20 protein-coding genes and 1 pseudogene are annotated in these 23,679 nt (G+C 38.5%); 10 read left to right on the forward strand and 11 right to left on the reverse strand.

Features of this window, described 5'->3' with window-relative positions; translation table 11 throughout:
- Nucleotides 1-9: 9 nt before the first annotated feature.
- Nucleotides 10-810 carry a rhomboid family intramembrane serine protease gene (locus CFY84_RS04425; protein ID WP_088822972.1) on the forward strand — a complete coding sequence of 267 codons (801 nt, stop codon included), beginning with the start codon at nt 10-12 and terminating at the stop codon, nt 808-810.
- On the opposite strand, the gene CFY84_RS04430 is transcribed toward CFY84_RS04425, so the two are convergent.
- Entirely contained in the window at nt 807-3,272 is a 2,466-nt protein-coding gene (locus tag CFY84_RS04430) for an ABC transporter permease (RefSeq protein ID WP_088822973.1), read from the reverse strand. The genes CFY84_RS04425 and CFY84_RS04430 overlap by 4 nt on opposite strands.
- On the reverse strand, nt 3,269-3,979 hold the full coding sequence (locus tag CFY84_RS04435) for an ABC transporter ATP-binding protein (RefSeq protein ID WP_088822974.1): 711 nt from the start codon (nt 3,977-3,979) through the stop codon (nt 3,269-3,271). The genes CFY84_RS04430 and CFY84_RS04435 overlap by 4 nt, the downstream gene beginning before the upstream one ends.
- A gap of 38 nt (nt 3,980-4,017) precedes the next feature.
- Here CFY84_RS04435 and CFY84_RS04440 point away from each other — a divergent pair, with 38 nt between their 5' ends.
- Nucleotides 4,018-4,650, forward strand: a complete 633-nt coding sequence (locus tag CFY84_RS04440; RefSeq protein WP_088822975.1) for an arylesterase — start codon at nt 4,018-4,020, stop codon at nt 4,648-4,650.
- A 38-nt stretch (nt 4,651-4,688) separates the two neighbouring features.
- Here the strand turns inward: CFY84_RS04440 and CFY84_RS04445 are convergent, their stop codons facing one another.
- Nucleotides 4,689-5,303: a carbonic anhydrase gene (locus CFY84_RS04445; protein WP_088822976.1), complete on the reverse strand. Its 615-nt coding sequence runs from the start codon at nt 5,301-5,303 to the stop codon at nt 4,689-4,691.
- A 205-nt stretch (nt 5,304-5,508) separates the two neighbouring features.
- Here CFY84_RS04445 and CFY84_RS04450 point away from each other — a divergent pair, with 205 nt between their 5' ends.
- Nucleotides 5,509-6,513, forward strand: coding sequence for a hypothetical protein (locus CFY84_RS04450; protein WP_143218757.1), 1,005 nt, complete (start codon nt 5,509-5,511; stop codon nt 6,511-6,513).
- A gap of 37 nt (nt 6,514-6,550) precedes the next feature.
- On the opposite strand, the gene nfuA is transcribed toward CFY84_RS04450, so the two are convergent.
- On the reverse strand, nt 6,551-7,195 hold the full coding sequence (gene nfuA, locus CFY84_RS04455) for a Fe-S biogenesis protein NfuA (RefSeq protein ID WP_088822978.1): 645 nt from the start codon (nt 7,193-7,195) through the stop codon (nt 6,551-6,553).
- 149 nt (nt 7,196-7,344) lie between these two features.
- Between nfuA and CFY84_RS04460 the strand changes: the two genes are divergently transcribed.
- Nucleotides 7,345-7,968, forward strand: coding sequence for a rhomboid family intramembrane serine protease (locus CFY84_RS04460; RefSeq protein WP_088822979.1), 624 nt, complete (start codon nt 7,345-7,347; stop codon nt 7,966-7,968).
- 47 nt (nt 7,969-8,015) lie between these two features.
- Here CFY84_RS04460 and CFY84_RS04465 read toward each other — a convergent pair whose 3' ends face one another.
- The 5 genes from CFY84_RS04465 to icd all read right to left on the reverse strand — a co-directional run bounded on the left by CFY84_RS04465 (nt 8,016) and on the right by icd (nt 14,253).
- The gene (locus tag CFY84_RS04465; RefSeq protein WP_088822980.1) at nt 8,016-9,653 is read right to left on the reverse strand and encodes an inorganic phosphate transporter; all 1,638 of its coding nucleotides are present in this window, start codon (nt 9,651-9,653) and stop codon (nt 8,016-8,018) included.
- Between the two features lie 255 nt (nt 9,654-9,908).
- A complete protein-coding gene (def, locus tag CFY84_RS04470; RefSeq protein ID WP_088822981.1) occupies nt 9,909-10,400 on the reverse strand; it encodes a peptide deformylase in 492 nt (163 codons plus the stop codon).
- 21 nt (nt 10,401-10,421) lie between these two features.
- Nucleotides 10,422-11,240, reverse strand: coding sequence for a PhzF family phenazine biosynthesis protein (locus CFY84_RS04475; protein WP_088822982.1), 819 nt, complete (start codon nt 11,238-11,240; stop codon nt 10,422-10,424).
- Nucleotides 11,241-11,374: 134 nt separating this feature from the next.
- Nucleotides 11,375-12,769, reverse strand: coding sequence for an L-cystine transporter (locus CFY84_RS04480; protein WP_088822983.1), 1,395 nt, complete (start codon nt 12,767-12,769; stop codon nt 11,375-11,377).
- A 230-nt stretch (nt 12,770-12,999) separates the two neighbouring features.
- Entirely contained in the window at nt 13,000-14,253 is a 1,254-nt protein-coding gene (icd, locus tag CFY84_RS04485; RefSeq protein ID WP_088822984.1) for an NADP-dependent isocitrate dehydrogenase, read from the reverse strand.
- Nucleotides 14,254-14,434: 181 nt separating this feature from the next.
- Between icd and CFY84_RS04490 the strand changes: the two are divergent.
- Nucleotides 14,435-14,999: pseudogene (locus CFY84_RS04490) on the forward strand (pseudouridine synthase); the annotation flags it as partial.
- Nucleotides 15,000-15,271: 272 nt separating this feature from the next.
- Here the strand turns inward: CFY84_RS04490 and CFY84_RS04495 are convergent.
- Complete coding sequence (locus CFY84_RS04495) at nt 15,272-16,975, reverse strand: M61 family metallopeptidase (RefSeq protein ID WP_088822986.1); 1,704 nt, start codon at nt 16,973-16,975, stop codon at nt 15,272-15,274.
- 167 nt (nt 16,976-17,142) lie between these two features.
- Here CFY84_RS04495 and CFY84_RS04500 point away from each other — a divergent pair, with 167 nt between their 5' ends.
- The 4 genes from CFY84_RS04500 to phrB all read left to right on the forward strand — a co-directional run bounded on the left by CFY84_RS04500 (nt 17,143) and on the right by phrB (nt 22,047).
- Complete coding sequence (locus CFY84_RS04500; RefSeq protein ID WP_407640185.1) at nt 17,143-18,444, forward strand: D-alanyl-D-alanine carboxypeptidase family protein; 1,302 nt, start codon at nt 17,143-17,145, stop codon at nt 18,442-18,444.
- A gap of 89 nt (nt 18,445-18,533) precedes the next feature.
- Nucleotides 18,534-19,823 (forward strand): NAD(P)/FAD-dependent oxidoreductase, encoded by a 1,290-nt coding sequence (locus tag CFY84_RS04505; protein ID WP_088822987.1) that lies wholly within the window; start codon nt 18,534-18,536, stop codon nt 19,821-19,823.
- Nucleotides 19,824-20,042: 219 nt separating this feature from the next.
- Nucleotides 20,043-20,525, forward strand: coding sequence for an FKBP-type peptidyl-prolyl cis-trans isomerase (locus CFY84_RS04510; protein WP_088822988.1), 483 nt, complete (start codon nt 20,043-20,045; stop codon nt 20,523-20,525).
- 88 nt (nt 20,526-20,613) lie between these two features.
- The gene (gene phrB, locus CFY84_RS04515) at nt 20,614-22,047 is read left to right on the forward strand and encodes a deoxyribodipyrimidine photo-lyase (RefSeq protein ID WP_088822989.1); all 1,434 of its coding nucleotides are present in this window, start codon (nt 20,614-20,616) and stop codon (nt 22,045-22,047) included.
- A 46-nt stretch (nt 22,048-22,093) separates the two neighbouring features.
- On the opposite strand, the gene yaaA is transcribed toward phrB, so the two are convergent.
- Nucleotides 22,094-22,873 (reverse strand): peroxide stress protein YaaA, encoded by a 780-nt coding sequence (gene yaaA / locus CFY84_RS04520; RefSeq protein WP_088822990.1) that lies wholly within the window; start codon nt 22,871-22,873, stop codon nt 22,094-22,096.
- 122 nt (nt 22,874-22,995) lie between these two features.
- Here yaaA and CFY84_RS04525 point away from each other — a divergent pair, with 122 nt between their 5' ends.
- A complete protein-coding gene (locus tag CFY84_RS04525; RefSeq protein ID WP_088822991.1) occupies nt 22,996-23,628 on the forward strand; it encodes an alpha/beta hydrolase in 633 nt (210 codons plus the stop codon).
- Nucleotides 23,629-23,679: the final 51 nt, after the last annotated feature.

Consider the following 23,679-nt stretch of genomic DNA (forward strand, 5'->3'; position numbering starts at 1 on the left):
TATGTCACTATGCAACCACAACCACCCGTCATTCATCGTCCTACACTTCAGCTACGCCTATGGTGGATTACCGCATTACTGATTGGCATTAATATCGGTTTGTATTTGTGGCAAATCTCTACAGGTGTCAATAGTGCCACACCAAGCTTAAAAGATGCGATAGCTTGGGGTGCAGATTATGCACCTATTACATTTTTATATGCACCTGAACGTTTATTTACCTCCATGTTTTTTCATTTTGGCTTTATTCATTTGGCGATGAATATGTGGGCATTGTATTTATTCGGACAAATTGCTGAACAGTTATATGGCAAAGTATATTTCGTCGGCTTATACATCATCGCAGGCCTTGGTGGAAGTCTATTTAGCAGTTGGTTTAGCTTTCATGACAGTATGATCTTCTTGACTCAAGGACAAGATATTTCACGCTTACCACATGTGAGTGCAGGTGCGTCAGGTGCAGTTATGGGACTCGGTGCAGGGTTGACTGTTTTATCATTATTACCACCACTGACCAAACACACTTTAATTTTAAATGCTAAGCCATTACTGCTCATCATGTTCATCAACCTCATGATTGGAATTCTCACCCCCAATATTAACAATTGGGCACATTTAGGTGGCATGATGATTGGCGTAATTTTAAGCCTCATTTATTATCTATTTGAACGAAAAAACCAACCACGCCAAGCATCTATTATTGGGATCAGCGTGGGCGTTTTAATCTGTGCAATAGCTTATTTATACTGTACAAGTTTATTGCCTAGCGTCACCCCGCTTTGGATGACGCTGATTCAAGATATGAATTAATCATAGCTTCTTAAACTTTGTAATGGCGGAATTTCGCATAAATAACTTAAACGATAACGTCCTATCAATGCACATAACAGCATCATACTAATAGGTAAAACAAGCCATAACCACCCATGTAGTTGCGGGCTTAAATGGAGCTGTCTACTTGCAATAAAGCCAATCACTTCAGCAAACAAACATGATGTGACACCCGCAATCATGCCCATGAATGCCAATTCAAGCATCATCATTTGACGAATTTTAGCTTTCGCACTGCCAAAAGCACGCCATAACGCGACCTCTTTTTTTCGTTCATCCATTAAGATATTGATACAAGCCATAAGTACCAAAAAGCCTGATACTGCAACCAATGCTGCCAATACCGTCATAATTTTAATCATCACTGAAATTAGATGTTTGACTTGATCTAAAATCATACTGATATCAATAAAAACGGTGGTGTTATAATGCTGAATTAAATTAAGCAATTTATTTTGATCTGCTTTAGGCACAAAAAAACTGCCGATATAGCTGCCTGCATTTTCATCTAACGTCCCCGGCGCAAAAATAAAGAAGAAATTAGGAGTAAAGCTTTGCCACTCTACTGTTCTAAAATTAACGACTTTGGCTTTAAATTGACCTTCAGGCAAACTGAAAGTCAACGTATCACCCAAAGCAATGCCTAAGCTTTTGGCAGTTTCACTTTCAATGGAGACATCATTAACCTGTTTTAAATGCTCATCACCTGCAATGATTTTGTTTTCTGCAGGATAAGCGTTTGATTGGGTTAAATTAAGCTCACGGCGCAAGCTATTATTCTTTTTAATTAACTCATCTGAAAAAGGCTGACCATTTTTAGCAATTAAGCGACCACGGACATTCGGATAAAGTGCAGTACTTGCCCATTTAGCAGCTTGAATATCGCTTTCAAAGCTTGGTTTATCACTAACAGGTAGTCCATAAACAAATTGGTTAGGCGTATTTGATGGTAACTCAGCTTCCCATCGGGTTAATACATCAGACCTTAATACAATTAAAATGGAGATTAAACTTAATCCAAGTGCCAACGCTGTAATCTGCAAAGCCGTTTGATATGGCAGACGTACATATGATGCCATTTTCCCTTTCGATCGCTTGATCAGTTTTAAAACCAACCACAATATGCCATACATGAGAACAGACAAGAGCGTCATTCCACCAAGCACTTGAGCGGTTAACTTTACACTTGATGTTAAAATCAAACTTAAAATAAACAAGCTTGCTAAACCGGTAATCACTGTAAAGACAGAAGCACGATTAAAGCTTGGAGTTGCTCTTAATACTCGAATTGGAGGCGTTTTTAAAAGCTGATATACATGAGGTAAAACAAAGCCCAATAACACCAATGCGCTGGTTAAAATCGCAATAGGTAAAGGTGAGATAATTAAGTCAAACCATGAAATGGTTAAAGTGACTTGGGGAATGAATTGAAGCATCACTTGCAATAAGCCATAACCTAATGCTGCCCCGAATACCGTACCAATCACCACCGAACACACCAATACAATGCCAAGCAAGGATAAAAAAGCCATCATTAATTGAGATTTATTGGCCCCTAAACAACGTATTAGTGCAATATGATCTTGGTTTTGCTGTACATAACGATGCGCACTCAATGCAATCGCAATACCGCACAATAAAATAGTGAGCAAATTACTTAACTGTAAAAAAGTTTCTAAGTTTTCAATCGGCTGCAATAAGCGATTATTGCCTGATTTGGCGTCTTTAATTTTGACATCACTTTCGGCTGTGTCTTTACTAGAAGGGATTTGTGCTTGTTTTTGCTGTTTAAACCACGTTTGGTATGCAGCAATTTTTGCGGGCTCACCTGATATGAGCAAACGATAATCGACACGACTGCCCACTTGAATAGCACGGGTTTGTGCAATATCTGCTTGATGGATCACCACCACAGGAGAAAACCCTGAAAAACCGGTTTCTTGATTGGTGTCTTTTTCAATTATGCCTGTGAATTTCAACGTTGCATCAGCAATATGAATATGATCGCCAAGCTTGGCATTTAATAAAGACTGTGCACGGGCACTCAGCCACACTTCCCCGGGTTGGATTTTGGCTGAAGGTTGGTCATGAATAACAAGCTGCCCACGTAATGGAAATTCTTGATCTACCGCTTTAACAAGTACCATCACAAATTGGTCAGAAGTGCTTGCCATGGTACTAAACACCGTGACATTGGATTGTTTGAGTTGATCCGCTTGCGCACGTTGTGCATAAATTGGTTTTAACGGTTCATGATCTTCAACCACTAAATCAGCAGCCAACAAATCTGCAGCTTGTAACACGATCGCTTGTTTAATTTGTTGATTACTAAAACTCAAAGCAGCTGTGGCACAAATGGCTAAACTCAGTGCAATAATCAGCAACCAACTGCTTTGGCTACGAAAACTTTGCTGTAACAATGGGCGTAATAAAGCATTCATTGATCACCCTCTACACGCTGTGTGCTCAGTTGAAATAATTCACCTTGGCGTAATTCATAATGGGTTTGGCAACGCTGTGCTAAATCTAAATGATGGGTAACCAATATCAGCGTTACACCCATATCGCGGTTTAAATCAAACAATAATTTTTCAATCTCTTGAGCAGTTTCACCATCTAAGTTCCCTGTGGGTTCATCTGCAAAAATTATTTTAGGATCAGTAACAAGTGCACGGGCAATAGCAACGCGTTGTTGCTCTCCGCCCGACAGTACTTTTGGTGTTTGTTGGATTTGTTTGGTCAAGCCGACTTTATTTAACAGCTCAGTGGCTTTTTTTTCTGCAGCTTGATAGTTAAATCCTGAGGTCAAACGAAGTGGCAGCATGACATTTTCAAGTGCAGTTAAATGACCAAGCAAATGAAAGGATTGAAATACAAATCCAATTGAGGTTTGTCTTACTTTTGCTCGTTGCTCTTCTGAATACTCATGTACAGGCTGATCTAAAATCCAAAGCTCACCACCGCTTGCTTCATCTAAGGTTGCAAGTAAGCCCAATAAGGTCGATTTACCCGAGCCTGAGCGCCCTGTAATTGCGACTTGTTCGCCTTGGTATACTTGAAGATTGATTGACTTAAGGAGTGTAACATCTTGATGATCTATTTTAATTTTCTGTGTGAGATGTTGTGCTGAAATAATAACGTGTGACATGATGGATTATTCACCTGACAATATAGAAGGAAACCTAAATGCAAAGAGCAACACATTATCTTAAACGATTTGGGTTAAGTGGTTTAGTAACTTTCAGTGTACTCTTTTCTAATCCGTTGTTTGCAGAAAAAATTATGATTGTGGGTGACAGTTTAAGCGCAGGTTATGGCATTAATCCTGCCAAAGGTTGGGTTGCCTTACTTCAAAAACAGCTTGATACAGACTTCCCCAAAAAACACCAAGTCATTAATGTCAGTGTTAGCGGAGAAACCACTTCAGGTGGCTTAGCACGCCTGCCAAAATTATTACAAGAATATCAACCTGACATCACAGTCATTGAACTGGGCGGTAATGATGCACTGCGTGGGCAACCGCCTCTTAGCATTCGCACCAACCTAGGAAAAATGGTTGAATTGAGTCAAAAAAACAAAAGCAAAGTCATTTTATTTGGCATGAAAATTCCGCCTAATTATGGCTCGGCATATGCCAATGCATTTGAACAAAGTTACAGTCAAATCAGCCGTAAATTCAATGTTCCTTTATTGCCTTTTTTCTTAGATCAAGTGGCAGGAAATGCACAATTGATGCAAGCTGATCGCGTACATCCAAATGAAAAAGCACAACCGTTATTACTGAAAAATGCATTCCCATACATAAAAAGTGCGCTATAAGCGCACTTTTTATTAAGACAAATTTTATATAACTAAAATTAGAAGTCGAGGAATGTTACTTCACCTGTTTCAAGTGAGTATTCTGCACCTACAACTTTTAACTTACCTTTCGCAATTAAGTCTTCTAATACTGCAGAACCGTGACGTAATTGGTTAACTGATGCAAAAACGTTTGAACGAATTGCATGTTCACATAATTTTGGTAAATCATTTTTCAGTTCAGTCAACATCAAAATTTCAACAGATGGACGAACACGATTCACGATTGACATTAAGTTATCTGATGGTGGTGTTTCTGGATTACGCAATGTATCAATTGTTGCTTTTACCGCGCCACAGTTACTATGACCAAGAACAACTAATACTGCACAATCATAACGTTCCGCAGCAAATTCAACGCTTCCCACTTGAGATGGTGAAACAATATTTCCTGCAACACGGATTACGAATAAATCACCTAAACCTTGGTCAAATACAATTTCTGCTGGCACACGTGAGTCTGAACAACCAAGCACAATAGCAAATGGATTTTGGTCTGCTGCAAGATTTGCACGGTGCTCTTTTGAGATAAGCGTAGGAATTGAAGATTCACCATTAACAAAACGTTGGTTACCTTGCTTTAAACGATCTAACGCTTCTTGAGAGGTCAACATAACTTATCCTTCTGACATAAAAATATAAATAGCAATATGATAAAAATTCAAATGATTTCAATACTAGCTGTAATAGTACTGTAATTGATCAAATCATAATACAAATTTTATCTTAATTATATGGTCTATGACTACCTAGTAATTCACCCTATAGCATATACTTTGAGCAAAATCGTTAACAAAATAAAATATTAACATGCCATCAATGCAGCAACACTCTGTTATAGAACAACTTATTCAATCTCACATTGATTTTATTACGCAACAATTTTCAAACACAGAATTGTTAAAAGAGGAAGCAAGCCACATATCTAGATGGTTATTTCAGCAAAAATTAGCAAATCTCTTTTCAATTGAGCAAATCTCTGCGGCAGTTACTCATCTTTTTATTGGTCGAAGTATGAGCCAAGCACTGCAATCTGATATTGCGCAACATATACATCTCATGCTATTGCACCCTTTAAATCAGAGTACATCTCTACAAGATGTTATTCAGACTAAGCACATTCATGATCTTGCACATTATATTGCAAGCAAAAGTACACACCGCCAAAAGCTCATTCAAGATGTTGTGCATCACCCTGCTTTTGCACGTGTATTTACTGACTTGATTCAACATGTTTTAAATGATTATTTTGAACAAAGCATGTCAGCTCAACGCCCAAGTGTCAGTCGCTTTATGAAAATGGGAAAATCAGTTTTTGAAAACATGACAGATTTGAATTTCACCAAAACGCTTACGCATTATTTAGAAAAAAATGTAGCAAAACTTGGCGATCTAAGTGAAAAAATGCTGAATCAACAACTCGATGACGATGCCTTTTATAATTTGCAATGTACCTTATGGGAGCAAATTAAAGCACTGCCACTGCATATATTAAGCCAATATATTGAAGTAAATGACTTGACACATACCGTGCATTTGGCAGAACAATTTCCACAACATTTAAGCCAAACTGCTTATTTTAAAGAGCAACTTTCTGACCATATAGTACTTTGGTATACCAAATATCAAGACCAACCATTAAGCCACCTTTTACACACGATGCATGTGTCTGAACAAGCACTTGAACACAGCATACTTGCTGTCATTCAGCCGTTTTTTCAGCAGATGGTTCAAGATGAATATATTCAAAACAAGCTGACAACACAGCTTCGTGAATTTTATTATTCGGATCACACGCTAAACTTATTAAAGCAGATAACATAAAAAAGTCAGCACATAGGCTGACTTTCTTGATGAGGCATTATTTGTAATATGCACCTTCTGCTTGACTGTGGTCAGTTTCATCGACCACACGCTTAAGTTCAGGGATATGTTCTCTTAATGTGGTTTCTACACCTTGTTTTAAGGTCACATCAATTGCTGAACATCCTTGGCATCCACCGCCGAACTTCAATATTGCAGTTAAACCGAGCTCTTCATGCTCTTCCACTGCCAATAATGAACAGTTACCGCCATGACTTGCAAGACCTGGATTAATTTCTGACTGTAAAATATATGTGATACGTTCTTCAATCGATGCATCTGCACCAACACGCGGTACTTTAGAATTAGGCGCTCTAAAGGTCAGCTGACCGCCAAAACGGTCTTTGTTGTAATCAATCACTGCATCTCTTAAATAAGAAATCGAAGGTGCATCAATATATGCTGGAAAATCAGGATAATCTTGTTTGTAATCACTTGCACTCACCTCTTCAGGTGCGCTATAGGCCATACAACATTCAGCTCGAGGTGTACCTGCATGTTCAACAAAAATGCGCACACCAATCCCCGGTGTATTTTGTTTTGACAATAAATCACTTAAATACTCTTGTGCCGATGGGGTAATGAGTAAATTAGGAATCTCTTCATGTGCGGCTTGAGCCGTGTTGACGTTCTCTGTAGACATATGATTTTTCCTCAACCTGAAGATTTGATTTTAACTTAAAATATGGGGTAAAAGAAAAAATTCAATAGATCGCAAACAAATTTCCATTTTTCCATCTTGATTCATTTTATGTCATGATAAGGTATCAAGATAATAATGACCTATCCCCTATGTTCAATTTGCCATTTAATCATAGTCTTACCCTAATCATCATCACAGTTATTGTCTCTTTAGTTGCCTTTTCTAAGCAACATGTAATGAACCGACTTATTTTTTGGCCACCTGCCATGAAAAAAGGTCAGTATGATCGCTTCATCACGCATGGTTTTGTCCACGCTGATGGTACGCACTTATTATTTAATATGATTACTTTGTTTTTCTTTGGCAGTGTTATTGAAAGCTTTTATCGACAGTATTTTTTTAATATGGGCTTTGTATTATTTTATGTCGGTGGATTAATCGTTGCTATTTTACCTAGCTATCTAAAACATAAAGATGATTACCAATGGGCAAGTTTAGGTGCATCAGGTGCGGTCTCTGCCGTGTTATTTGCTTATATTCTTTTTAAGCCATGGAGCTTAATTTTCGTTTTCTTTATTCCTGTGCCTGCAATTATTTTTGCAGTGCTTTATGTTGGCTATACAATTTGGTCGAATAAAAATAGTTCAAGCAATATCAATCACAGCGCACACTTATGGGGTGCAGTATATGGAATTGTGGTCACCATTGTCATTCAGCCTAAAATATTGCCTCACTTTTTAAATGAGCTGACCAATATTCCATTCTTCAAATAACTTAAAATAAAAAAGCCTTGTTATACAAGGCTTTTTTATTTATTGGCTTAGCCTACAAATTGCAAGAAAATCCAATATAAACTTCCTGACAGGAAAATCGTAACAGGCAATGTAAGCACCCATGCAGACAAAATACTGCGTATGGTTGACCACTGTAGCCCTGAACGGTTTGCAACCATCGTCCCTGCAACTGCACTATTTAATACGTGTGTAGTCGATACAGGCATTCCCAAACTATCTGCTGCAGCAATTGTTGTCATTGCCACCAACTCTGCAGACATCCCTTGACCATAGGTCATATGGTTTTTACCAATTCGCTCACCAACTGTCACAACAATACGCTTCCAACCAACCATGGTTCCTAGACCAAGTGCCAATGCCACCGCCACTTTGACCCATGTTGGAATATATTGTAAAAAGCTGTCTAAACTTTTTTGATACGATTTAATGGTTTTTTGCTCAGATTCATTCCATGTTGGCAATGCTTTTTGTTTATTTAAACCTTTAAATGTCGCAACTGTTAAATACATTTCATTTCGTAAATTACTGACCACAGCTTCAGGCACATCTTTTAATGACGCATAAGGTCCAAGCTCTTGACCCAAATAATAAGTCATACTCGCCAAAGCAGGAATCACTTGTGGCTGAACTTCTTTGGTTTGAATATAAGTCGTTAAAATTTCACGTGCTTTTTCTGAGCTATATGATGGCGCTTGTGATGGATTTTGCGGCGCAATAATCACAGCAGCTTCTGCTGAGAGTGTTTTAAATTGCTGGATTTGATTTTGGTCTAAATTTTTATTTAAAGAATATGCTAATGGCACTAAACCAACCAAAATCAACATGATTAAGCCCATGCCCTTTTGCCCATCGTTCGAACCATGCGCAAAACTGACCCCTGTACAAGTAAAGATCAACAAAGCACGGATAATAGGTGGTGGTGGCTTATTGCCTTCAGGTGGTTGAAATAATGCGATATGCTTTTTCAGCAACACTTTGACCAATAAAAATACAATCGCTGCAAAACCAAAGCCCACCAATGGTGAGATTAATAATGCTTTCCCAACTTTCATCACCTGATCCATATCAATGCCACTGCTATTGACCTGTGCAGCAGAATTGATGATGTGGTTCATAATACCCACACCCAAAATTGATCCGATCAATGTATGCGAACTTGAAGCAGGTATACCAAAGAACCATGTGCCAAGATTCCACAAAATTGCAGCAATCAGCAAAGCAAAAACCATGGCGAATCCGGCACCACTGCCTACATTCATAATCATTTCGACAGGCAATAAAGCAATGATTCCATATGCAACTGCACCACTGGCAAGCAATACACCCAAAAAGTTACAAAACCCTGCCCACATGACTGCAACAGGTGCAGGTAAAGCATTGGTATAAATGACCGTTGCAACTGCATTGGCTGTGTCATGAAAACCGTTCACAAACTCAAAGCCAAGTGCAATAAACAACGCAGTCGCTAAGAGAATGACTGAATACAAGCTCAGTGGCGGCACATTGGCTAAATCAGCATTCATTTGAAAGCCAATATAAATCAATGTCGCAATAATGATGGTTAGAAACACCGGCATAAAAAATTTCGGTGTTGGCAAATGAACATTCGTAGGTGAACTGGTAGCTGACGATGTTTTATTTTCAAGCGGCGTATTAGAATTCATGCAGTCATTAACAATGTGACTTTAAAGATAGCCGTATTGTTTAGGTCAAATATTACAATCTCATGACATCTTAGTTTTTACGCGCAAAAAAACCGCTCTTTTTGCTTATTTTTAAAGCACAAAGCAATAAATGACACCCTCATGACAGAACGGTGTGAATAATCTAAAAGATAAACGATTTTTTGAATAAATTTCCCACATCTATTTGGGTAAATCAATCTGCATGATTAATATTACATTTTTATTAAATTGATATTATTTTTTACTAATTTCATAATCTGTAAATAAAATTCCATTTAAATGATCAATTTCGTGTTGAATGACGCGTGCAGGAAATCCTGAAAATGTTTGTTTTTGGTATATTCCTGTCAAAGTAAAATATTCAACCGTTACCTCAACAGCGCGACGAACCACACCGCGCGTATCAGCAATACTTAAACAACCTTCTTCGCCATCACATTCGGCATCTGATGCATTCAAAATAACAGGATTTACCATCACAGTTTCTTGCATTAGTGGTGCATCGGGATAACGTTGATTGGGCCGTGATGCCACAATAATCACCCGTTTTGAAACATAGATTTGCGGTGCAGCAATACCTATACCCTGCTTGAACAACATGGTGGCTTGCATGGCATCCGCTAAGCCATGTAACCACGCTGAATTAAATTCATCTTCTGCAACCAAAGCCGCTTGAATTCTTAAAATTGGCTCACCATCTTGAGCAATGGGTAAAATGGTGCTCATGTTGTTCTCCACTAGGCAGGATTAAATATAAATATCGGCTGTCATATACAGTTTGGCATAGCCTGACACTTCAATACGATCTGGTCCCAATATTTTACAATATAAGGTGCCACCACGATTTGATGCTTGATATGCCACAAGCTCGTTTAAGTTTAATCGCTCAGCCCAAAAAGGGACGACAGCAGTATGAATTGAACCTGTTACAGGATCTTCATTCACCCCTAAAATTGGCGCAAAATAGCGGCTTATACAATCATACTGACCTTTACTTGGCGCAGTTACCACAATATCTCGTGACTTGCCATATAACTGTTCGGCATCAATACTAATTTGCTTGAGTTTCTCAAAATTAGGCTTTAATGAGCGAATCTGATCTGCATGCTCATATTCCACTATATATGCCTGTGGGTTGATATAAACCGCTTTAAATGGCAAATCAAGTGCATCCTGCAATGCTTGAGGATAATCTAATAATGGTTCAGGGGCACGAATTGGAAAATCCATCACAATTCGACCATCTGCATGCTGAGTGATATAAAAATCACCGACCGCACGTGTTCTGAAGGTAAATTCTTTAAGTGCTGGGTAATGCTCAAACAAAATAAATGCGCTCGCCAATGTCGCATGACCGCAGAAATCAATTTCACTTTCAGGGGTATACCAACAAATATCAAAAATATGATCACTATTGGGTTTAATAAATGCAGTTTCTGATAAATTATTTTCGAGTGCAATCTTTTGCATCAGCGCATCATCTAACCATTCATCCAATATAATCACTGCTGCCGAATTGCCTTTAAACAATTCTTTGGTGAATGCATCTACCTGATACATCTTCATTTTTATCATCCTTTTTTATGGTTAGCTATATTTTAAACATAACCAAAGATGGCATGTTTCACAAGGCTTTATTTATGTCTACTTCAGCAGTGATGAATAACCTAATATAACTAGATGCTTTAGCACGCTCAGTGTTACGTATTCACAAGCTCATCATCATCTGTTTGGTTTAACACCTTTTGATCAGTTTGCCCCATCAGTTGACTAGTCACCGTACCTGCCATCATTGAGCCATTAACATTAAGCGCAGTACGTCCCATGTCAATTAAAGGTTCAATCGAAATAAGAAGTGCTGCCAAAGTAATTGGAAAACCAAGTGCAGGTAAAACAATAAGTGCTGCAAATGTTGCACCGCCACCAACACCTGCAACCCCAATTGAACTGATGGTCACTATACATGCAAGAGTTAGAATCCACATCGGATCTAAAGGATTGACTCCCATGGTTGGTGCAACCATCACCGCAAGCATGGCAGGATATAAACCTGCACAGCCATTTTGACCAATGGTGGTACCAAAAGATGCAGAAAAAGTAGCAATTGAATCAGGTACACCTAAACGGCGAGTTTGTGCTTCAATATTTAGAGGAATACTTGCCGCACTTGAACGGCTGGTAAATGCAAAAGTTAAAACAGGCCACACTTTTTTAAAGAATTTTACAGGATTCACTCCTGACACCGTCAAAATCCCAGCATGAATAGCAAACATGATGGCAATCCCAACATAAGATGCCACTAAAAATCCGCCCAATTTTAAAATGTCTGTAATATTTGAATTGGCTACCACTTTAATCATTAAAGCAAAAACACCATATGGCGTTAATAACATCACTAAACGTACAAGTTTCATCACCCAAGATTGTGCAGTTTCAATCGCAAATAATACAGCCTGCCCTTTTTTACTGTCATCTTTAGCCAAACGTAAAGCAGCAATACCTAAAAATGAAGAAAAGATCACCACACTAATGATTGAAGTCGGTTTAGCACCGGTTAAATCTGCAAATGGATTGGTTGGAATAAGCGACAAGATCAGCTGTGGTACCGTTAAGTCACTGAGTTTAGTGGTGTAATCCGTCTGAATTAAATTTAAACGAGCAGTTTCTGCAGCACCTTGTACTAAACCATCTGCTGTCAAACCAAATAGCCGGGTCACAAATACTGCAACCAAAGCAGCAATAAAGGTCGTAATAAGTAATGTGCCAATACTCAGCACACTAATTTTGCCTAATGATGAGGCTGCTGTATGCAGTTTGGCAATGGCACTCAGAATAGAAATAAAAACCAGTGGCATTACAATCATTTGTAAAAGTTTGACATAACCATTACCAACAATGTTGACCCAACTGACAGACTCTGCCAATACAGGATGACCACTGCCATAAATCCATTGTAAGGCCAATCCAAACACCACACCAAGTACCAAACCAAGTAATACTTTTTTGGATAAGGTCCATGTGGTTTTTTGGGTATATGCTAACAGCACAATCAGTGCAACAAATACTAACAGGTTGAGGATCAAGGCAAAATTCATGGTCAAACTCCAAGCGTGTACGCTTTGTTTAAATTATGGTTTGGCTATTATTATAAATATAATTTCTATACTCATTGTTTGTTTTGGAGGCAATCAACTCATCTATTGACCAATCACTCAAATATCAACCACATGGTTTATCTCAACAAAATAGCATATTTGTTTAAATCATTTTTTAAATTGCACATAAAAAAACCCCACAAAAGTGAGGTTTTTTTATCAATCATTTATTATTTCATGTGTTTAATAATCGCTTGACCAAAACCTGATGTACTTAATAACGTTGCACCATCCATCAGACGCTCAAAGTCATATGTTACGGTTTTAGCAGAAATTGCACCAGATACACCTGCGATAATCAGATCAGCCGCTTCCGTCCAACCTAAATCACGTAGCATCATTTCAGCAGATAAAATCACAGAGCCTGGATTCACTTTATCTTGGCCTGCATATTTTGGTGCTGTACCATGCGTTGCTTCATACACAGAAACCGCATCACCAATGTTTGCCCCTGGTGCAATACCAATACCGCCCACTTGTGCAGCTAGTGCATCAGAAACATAGTCACCGTTTAGGTTTAATGTTGCAATAACAGAGTATTCTGCAGGACGCATTAAAATTTGCTGTAAGAATGCATCTGCAATGACATCTTTAATGATGATGTCACCACCTGTTTTAGGGTTTTTAATTGTAACCCATGGGCCACCATCAATCAGTTCTCCACCAAACTCATTTTGAGCCAAGGCATAGCCCCACTCTTTGAAAGCACCTTCGGTGTACTTCATGATGTTGCCTTTGTGCACTAAAGTCACCGATGGCTTATCATTATCAATTGCAAACTGAATTGCTTTACGAACTAGACGCTCTGTACCTTCTTTCGATACAGGCTTCACACCAATACCACACCCTTCAGGGAAACGGATTTTTTTCACACCCATTTCTTCTTGTAAGAATTTGATGACTTTTTTAGCTTCGTCTGAATCTGCTTTCCATTCAATCCCTGCATAAATATCTTCAGAGTTTTCACGGAAAATGGTCATGTCTGTTTGTTCAGGATGTTTCACAGGTGATGGAACACCTTCAAACCAACGTACAGGACGTGAACAAACATACAAATCTAATTCTTGTCTTAATGCCACGTTTAATGAACGGATACCGCCACCCACTGGTGTCGTTAATGGACCTTTAATTGCAACCACATATTCACGGATTGCATCAAAAGTTTCTGCAGGCATATATGTACCATAGGTAGCATTTGCTTTTTCACCACAGTATACTTCCATCCATTCAATAGAGCGTTCACCACCATAGGCTTTCTCTACCGCAGCATTTACAACATCTTTCATCGCTGGTGTAATATCAACACCAATACCGTCGCCTTCAATAAAAGGAATAATCGGATGATTTGGGACATTCCATGAAAGGTCTGCATTTACGGTAATTTTGTCACCACTGGTTGGTACAACAATCTTTTCATAGCCCATGTGCCAGACTCCCTTTTGTTTTTGGCAAATTACATTATTGTCTTAAATGACAATTTTTCATTTTTAAATGCACGCCTATTCTAAAGTAAATATTCACGTTGTGTTATTTTACTCAGAAATAATCTACATTTAAAAAATCAATATGTCTCATCTGAGTTTACGAGTTAAAGTAGATACTGTCATGAAAATTACGATTCTTAACAAACCATTTGATGTGCTCTCTCAATTTCGAGAAGAGGGAGAACATACCACGCTCGCGCAATTTATTGACCACCCTGACTTGCGCGTGGCAGGCCGCTTAGACCGTGATTCTGAAGGCTTACTTGTACTGACGGATCATGGTGGGTTAAACCAACATATTACTAGCCCTAAGCATAAGCAATATAAAACTTATTTAGCCCAAGTGGATGGTGCAGTCACCGAAGATGCAATTCAGCAGCTCACCAAAGGTGTAGTGTTAAACGATGGTCCAACATTACCTGCATTGGTACGTATTGTTGATGAACCTGAATGGTTGTGGGAAAGAAATCCGCCTATTCGTTTTCGTGCCAACATTCCGACCACTTGGCTTGAAATCAAAATTATGGAAGGACGTAATCGCCAAGTCAGACGTATGACTTCTGCTGTTGGCTTTCCAACATTACGTTTAATTCGTACACAAGTTGGTTGTATTGACTTAGTTGAATTAGGTTTAAAAGTTGGCGAAACCCGTGATATTGAGCCGTTGCTCTACCCTGAATTTAAAAAGATTCTGACGCAAAAAGAAGAGCCAAAACCTGCATATCAAAAAGAAAAAGGCAAAGCCAAAAAGCCACGCCATAAAGACAGCAAAACACGCCGACAAGATAAAAAACGTGATGAAGTCTTAATTGAAGTGTTTAAAACAGATGCAGTTAGACCAAAACGCATCACCAATGGCACCACACGCCCGAATAAAAAAATAGGACGTGGACGCCGTACTCGCTAGAACAGCTTGCATAAAAAAGGTCTGATATAGACCTTTTTTATGCAGTATAAATTAGACCTTTAACCAAGTATTTATTTTTTCTGCATGAGCAATACTGAGTTTGACTGCCATTAATGTCACCTCATCAGGCTGTATTCGCAGTTCAAGTAATTCATCACGGCGAAATACATGCAATGTCAGCGCATCTTTTCCTTTTGCGGCTTGAGTAAATAATTTATCTGATGCTTTAACTGAGTTGATGGCGACAATCACATCGTGTGCTGATAACCCTGCTTCTGCAGCACTGCTGGCACGTCTGACTTGCTGAACCAATAAACCTTCAGGTTTTTCTGTGATTTTTGCACCAAACGCCAATGATTGATGTGGATCAAGCTCAACCTCAACCCCAAACTCTGTCAATAACTTAATAAACGGCAGTTTATTGGTCGAATAAATAAAAGAGTCAATGGTGGTTGTTAAATCCTGTCCTGTCAGTTCCTGACATAACTCATAAATGGTTTGATCATGCACGTGTTGTCCTTGTTGTGCATTTTCATATAAGCGGCGCATTACTGCATCTAAGCTTGAACCATGCTGTCTTAATGTTAAGTCTAAGCACAGCGCAACCAAGGCCCCTTTATTGTAATAACTCGTACCTGCGTTATTACTATTTTCATCAGGGCGGTAAAACTTAATCCATGTATCAAAGCTTGACTCGGTTACGGTTTGAACATATCGACCTGGATTCTGAATATAACGATCAATTTGCGCTTTTAACAATTTCAAATAACTTTGCTGTGAAATGACGCCACTGCGTAATAAAATTAAATCATCATAATATGATGTAAAGCCTTCAAAAATCCACAACAGCGTAGTGTAACCTTCGCTATGCAAATTATAATTGGTAAAGTTTTCAGGACGAATATATTTGACTAACCATGAATGGAAATATTCATGACTACATAAGCCCAAGAAACGCTGATATGCAGCTGATGGCTCATCAGGTTCATTATATTTTGGCAAGTCATCACGAGGCGTAATTAAACTGGTCGAATTTGGATGTTCAAGCCCCCCATAATGATTGCCTGTAGCAATGGTCATGAACACATAATCTGAAAATGGTGCTGAACCAAACAAATCAATTTCAGCTTGACAGATTTTTTCTAAGTCAGTTTTTAGTCGCTCAAGATTGGTTTGGTGTTGCCCTGACACCGTAAATTCATGCGGAATATTGCCTGCCTGAAAAGAAATACGGTCTTGTACTGCCAACTCAAATGGGCTGTCAATCAACTGCATATAGTTATTGGCTTTTAAAGTAAAACGCCCAGGCACATGGCTTTTGGCTGCAAGACCTGTTGCCAAGGTAAAATGTTGCACGGCTTCTGGTAAAAAGAGATCAACTTCGCAAGCGACATCTTCTTGTCCTTCTAATCCCAAACAGGCACATGCAGGATTCACATAAAATAAGTTTTGGTCGACATATGCACCGCGTACCGATAAATCATAAGCATATACATCGTATTCAACGGTAATTAACTCATGATCTGTGTTAAATAAACGCCATTTATTTTTTTCAAATTTGGCAATATTTAAAGCACGACCTGCTTCATCAGATGCTTTGACAGATTCAATATGTTTGGCAAATTCTCGAATTAAATAACTGCCAGGAATCCACGTTGGTAACCAAAGCACTTGGTTGGGATGAGCTAAAAAGCGCAGAGTGACATGAATAAGGTGCTGTTTGTAATCGTCAAACTCTATTTGATAATGCAACATAAGTCAGAAATCTCATCCTAATCTTGATAAGCCAAGCTTTAGCTTAGCACTTTTTTCATCTAATATGCGCATCAACTCAACGCTGCCATTTGTTTCTCTAATTTTTTAATTTAATTTAAAAAATCACATGGTACTTTTCTTTTCCCTGTCGTTTAAGGTCTGTTCTTTTGAAACACTTGATGCACCAACTTACTGTATTCATTGCTCTACTTTGTGCCACTTTTTCACATGCATCTGTATTAAACATTGTACCTGAATCGGTAGATGCGGCAGCATGGATTATTTATGATCCGCAATCTGAACAAGTGATTGCAGAACATCAAAGCCATGTGCAACGCGCACCTGCTTCACTCACTAAAATGATGGTCGCTTATATCACCTTAAAAGAAATTCAAGCTGGACGTTTAAAAACCACCGATGTGATTACAGCCACCAATATTGTGCATGTAGTACAAGGTGATGAATCACAAATGCATTTACGCGTTGGACAACAAATTACTGTTGACCAATTGCTTACAGGCTTAATTGTCATGTCTGCCAATGATGCGGCTGTAACATTAGCTGAGCGTATTGCAGGTGATATTCCTCATTTTGTAGATCAAATGAATGCTGAAGCCAAAAGTTTAGGTATGAAAAATAGCCATTTCATGAACCCTGCTGGAATTACCATGGATGCGCATTATTCTTCTGCTGCAGACCTTGCGATATTGGCAGATCACTTAATTAAACAATATCCAAATTATTTATATTATTCTAAACAATTGAGCTATACCTGGAATGGTCGAATCCACCATGCAACCAATGGGCTACTAAAACAAGACCCAACTGTTGATGGGCTAAAAACTGGATACACACAAGCCGCAGGCTATAACTTAGCATTAACTGCACAACGTGAAAACATCGATCAAAAGCTGAATCAGCGCCGTTTGATTGTGGTGGTATTGGGTACCAAGAGTGCACAAAAGCGCTTACAAATTGCAGATCAGCTTTTAAACCTTGCATACCGTTACACCCAAGATGAAATTATTTTAAATCCAAAGCAGCCAATTGCCCTGTTCCCAGTCATTTCAGGCAAAGTTAAAAGCTATACTCTCTACAATCCTAAACCACACACCATTACAGCCTCATTATATGGTTCAGACCGCCCAATCAATTTAAAATATTTTGACCGTAGTACTCAATTAATTAAAGAGAATGATCAATTTGTTCAACCTTTAGAACACACCCGTTTACGCTTAAATGTTCAGTTGACTCAAAAAGAATTAATTGCGCCATTAAAGCAAAACTTAAACCTTGCATCCATTCAAGTGTTCCAAAATAATCAATTAATTAAAGATATCCCACTGTCAATGCATGTTCAATTAGAACAAGCCAGTTGGTTTGAACGCTTGATTGAATGGTTTAAATACAATTTGCCGTTTTTTTCTCACGAAAAGCAAACAAAAACCACAATTTACCCTGTAAAATGATGAACACTAGTGTACATTTGTATAATAAAAAGTGGCATATTAATGCGAATAAGATTTTCATATAAACTCAAAAGAAGGGAGCCCAGATTATGAGTAATTCGCTACATCGTATCGTTATTGTAGGTGGCGGCGCTGGCGGCCTAGAATTGGCCACTCAGCTTGGAAACTCGCTTGGTAAACACCAAAAAGCGCTCATTACTTTAGTCGATCGCTCGTTATCTCATATCTGGAAGCCGTTGTTACATGAAATTGCAGCAGGCACACTGAATCCACATTCAGAAGAAACCAATTACTTTGCACATGCTAAAAAGCATCATTATCAATTTATACTTGGTCAATTTGAGTCACTAGACCAAGACAAAAAAACCATTCACATCAGCACGCCACAGCTTTCAGAAAAGCATTATGAAGAAGGCTATTCTGAAGTGACTTATGATACCTTGGTGTTGGCAATCGGTTCTCGTTGTAATGACTTTGGTACCAAAGGGGTGCGTGAGCAATGTTACTTCTTAGATAATCGTGAACAAGCTGAATCGTTTCAACAAGATTTATTTCACTTGTACTTAAATGCGCAGCACCGTACTGATATCAAACCATTGAACATTGCAGTGATTGGTGGTGGTGCTACAGGTGTTGAATTGGCCGCAGAACTTGTCGATGCCAAAGAAAACTTTAGTCAATATGGTTTAGATAAAATCGATCCAAAACTCGTAAAAATCACTTTGATTGAAGCTACACAGCGTATCTTGCCTGCCCTGTCTGAATCTATTTCTACAGAAACGAAAAAAACTTTAGAAAACATGGGGATTGAGGTTTTACTCAACCACAAAGTTGCTGAAGTGACTCAAGACTCTATTGAGTTTGCAGACGGTAAAATTATTCCGACCAATATGGTGGTTTGGGCAGCAGGCGTTAAAGCACCGCCTGTGCTAGAAAAATTAACTCAATTTGAAAAAGATAAAATCGGTCGTTTAAAAGTATATTCAACCTTGCAAACCCTAAATGACCCAAATATTTTTGCCATTGGTGATTGTGCGCATTGCCAACCTGATGCTCATGAGCCACCTTTAGGGCCACGTGCGCAAGTAGCAAGCCAACAAGCTAGCTTTTTAACTGAAGCATTGCCAATTCGTATTCGTGGCGGGCAACTGCCAATGTTTAGTTTTACCGACAAAGGCTCATTGGTTTCATTGAGTCAGCATAGAGCGATTGGTGAAATTTTAGGGCAAGTCAAAGTACATGGTGTTTTTGCTCGTTCAATGTATGCATCGTTATATCGAATTCATCAAACCCATATTCATGGCTATGCACAAGCAGGACTCATGATGACCAAGGACTTTGTCACACGCCGTGTCGGTCCAAAAATTAAATTATATTAATCTTGTAAACAAAAAAGTATGTAACTTGGTTTATTTATTGATTTAAAACCATAGGTTGCATACTTTTCAAACAATGTTTCATTGATTTTTTACAAATCATCTTCATACTATTCTTTTAATAAGCAATACCTCTTCACAAAATAGAGACGGCATAAAACTTGTCAATTGGCTTTTTTTATGTTGAGGTATTTATATACATTCACTTGATGGGTATTCCATATGACAGCTATTGCAAATAACCTCGTGGTTGCATTCCAGTACACGCTAACAAACGCAGAAGGCGAAACCCTTGATAAATCACAAGGCGAACCGTTAACCTATTTGCACGGCGCAGGTAACATCATTCCTGGTCTAGAAAAAGCGTTAGAAGGTAAAGTTGCAGGCGATAAATTTAAAGTCACTATTCCTGCTGCTGAAGGATATGGCGAATATAACCCTGACCTTGTACAAGAAGTACCAGCGCAAATGTTCCAAGGTGTAGAAAACATCGAAGCGGGCATGCAATTCCAAGCGCAAACAGATGACGGCGTTCAGATCGTTACTGTAAAATCTGTAGAAGGCGAAACTGTTCTTGTGGATGCAAACTTCCCACTAGCAGGTCAAGATTTAACATTTGATGTTGAAATTACAGAAGTCCGTGAAGCAAGCCAAGAAGAATTAGATCATGGCCATGTACACGGTGCAGGCGGCCACCAGCACTAAGTTTATCCTGAAAAAGCAAAGCGAAAGCTTTGCTTTTTCGTTTTAATGTTTGCATACTCCATATAATAATCAAATAAAAAATAAAACTATGTCTAAACATCTCATTTGGTTCCGTCAGGACCTACGTATTAGCGATCACAGTGCGCTTTGGCATGCAACCCAAGACAGCGAAGCCAGCATTGCTCTCGTCATCATTTCACCTGAACAGTGGCGCATCCATCACGATGCCACCTATAAAATTAATTTTTATTTACGCCAGCTCAAAGTACTACGTGAGCAGTTGGCTACATTAAACATTCCTTTACTGATCCAAAAAATTGACCATTGGGCAGATGTACCAAAAGCATTGGTCAAACTCACAACACAGCTTGATGTATCTGATGTTTATGCCAATGCTGAACTTGGTTGGAATGAAAGAACGCGAGATCAAGCAACTAAAGAAGCACTTGCTCAAGAAAAGATTAAATTTCATCTTTATCAAGATCGGACTATTTTTCCAGTCCAAAGCCTGCGTACACAGTCTGATGGTCCATATAAAGTATTTGGTGCGTTTAAACGCGTCTGCTATGACCGACTTGAACCAGGCTTACCTCCATGTTATTCATCCATTGAAAAACAACCTGAAGTATCGGTTCCTAAAGAACTTGAACATCAAAATATAAATTTAGATCAATTACTTAAAGATTATGCTGTATCTGAAGATTTCGCTGAATTATGGCCTGTAGGTGAAGATATCGCGCATCAAAAACTTGCTGAATTCATCCAAGATGATGTGCAAGATTATGATTCTGCACGAGACACCCCTGCTATCCATGGTACAAGCCAACTCTCAGCTTATCTAAATATTGGTATTTTATCTGTACGACAAGCACTCAATGAGTTATTTATTGCTCAGCATGGCGAGTTCAGCTTTCAAGGTAAAGGCCAACAAACTTGGTTAGATGAATTGCTATGGCGTGAATTTTATCAACATATTTTATATGACTTTCCAAAAGTGTCTAAGCATTTACCATTTAAAGATGATACCAAAAAAGTAAAATGGCGTGATGCTGAAGAAGATTTTGAAAAATGGACCCAAGGTAAAACAGGTATTCCAATTGTTGATGCTGGTATGCAGCAGCTGTTGCAAACAGGTTGGATGCACAACCGTGTTCGTATGATCACTGCCATGTTTTTAAGCAAAAACCTTTTAATAGATTGGCGTAAAGGTGAACAGTGGTTCATGCAACACTTAATCGATGGAGAGTTGGCTGCAAACAATGGCGGTTGGCAATGGTCAGCATCGACAGGTACAGATTCTGTTCCCTATTTTAGAATCTTTAACCCTGTGACACAGTCACAACGCTTTGACCCCAATGGTGAGTATATTAAAACATGGCTACCTGAGCTAAAGTCACTGTCAAATAAAGACATTCATGCACCTTATGACAGTAAGCAAAAGCCATCTATTGATTATCCTGAACCGATTGTGGATTTAAAATCAAGCCGTGCTAGAGCGATTGATGCATTTAAAAACTTATAAAACCATGATAAAAAAGTGAGCAAATGCTCACTTTTTTATATCAAATTTATGCTTCAGCTTCATCACGCTTAAAAACCAATTCATGGTCATTTGAATTGACTGAATCAAAATAATAACCTTGGCTATTAAATGCTTTCAAATCATCAATCTTTTGTGGCTGTTGTTCAATAATGAATCTTGCCATCAATCCACGTGCTTTTTTGGCATGAAAGCTAATTACTTTATATTGTCCATTTTTTTGATCTAAAAACACAGGTTTTACAATATTCGCCTGAAGTTTTTGTGCTGAAACCACTTTATAATATTCATCAGATGCTAAGTTAATTAATAGATTGCTTTTAATCGCATCAAGGTCTTGGCGGATTAAATCACTGATTTGATCACCCCAAAACGCGTATAAATGACTATTTTGCCCATGTTTAAGACGTGTGCCCATCTCTAAGCGATATGGCATCATTAAATCAAGTGGTCGCAACAAACCATATAAACCTGACAGCATTCTTAAGTGATCTTGGGCAAAATCAATGTGCTCATCTTTTAAAGAATAACTGTCTAAACCAGTATATACATCCCCTTTAAAGGCAAATAGCGCTTGACGTGCATTTGAGAAATCAAACTCAGGGGTCCAGTCTTGAAAGCGTGCTGCATTGAGTGTGGCAATATTATCGCTCACTTTCATTAAAGCGCTAATTTGTGATGCAGATAATTCACGACATGTTTCAATCAATTCAGCAGAAGATGATAATAATCTTGGCTGTGTATAACGATCTGTTGGTAAAGCGGTTTCATAATCGAGCGTTTTCGCTGGCGAAATCAAAGCAAGCATAGTTCAACCTGTATCTTATCTATATAAATCACTATAACAGTACGTAATTTTGAAAGCTAATTTGTGTTTTTAATGACAATTATCGGTATCATAAGACTTTATTTTTCAACACACCTATCGTTATGACAGATACAATTTTCTTAAATGGACCTGAAGGTAAAATTGAAGTATTTGTAGACTATCCAGAGAGTACTGCAAAAGGATTTGCCGTGGTTTGTCATCCTCACCCATTACAAGGTGGGACACCGCATCACAAAGTACCTGCTTTATTGGCAAAAATCTTTACTGAGCATGGCTGCGTGGTCTATCGACCAAGTTTTCGTGGCTCAGGACAAAGTGATGGAACGCACAATGAAGGCTTTGGAGAAACAGATGATATTTTGTCGGTAATTGAATATGCACAGTCATCACATCCTGACTTAGCATTTGTTGCTGGTGGGTTTAGCTTTGGTGCACATGTTATGGCTAAAGCTTATGACCAACTGCCTGCCAATGAACGTCCAATTCAGCTAATTCTGTGCGGACTACCAACAGCAACAGTACAAGGGCTACGTCATTACAAAACACCTGATCTTAAAGGCAATATTTTGTTGATTCATGGCGAAGCAGATGATATTACCTTATTATCAGATGCGATTGTATGGGCAAAACCACAAAAACATGCCATTACTATTTTCCCTGGTGCAAACCACTTTTTCACAGGGTATTTAAAACAATTGCGTGATGCAATTGAACGTTTTGTGAATATTCCTTAACTATGTTTGCGTGACATTGCCATTTGTAATGTCACGCATTTGAATAAGATA

It is taken from the genome of Acinetobacter apis, from assembly GCF_900197575.1.
Classification (GTDB): domain Bacteria; phylum Pseudomonadota; class Gammaproteobacteria; order Pseudomonadales; family Moraxellaceae; genus Acinetobacter; species Acinetobacter apis.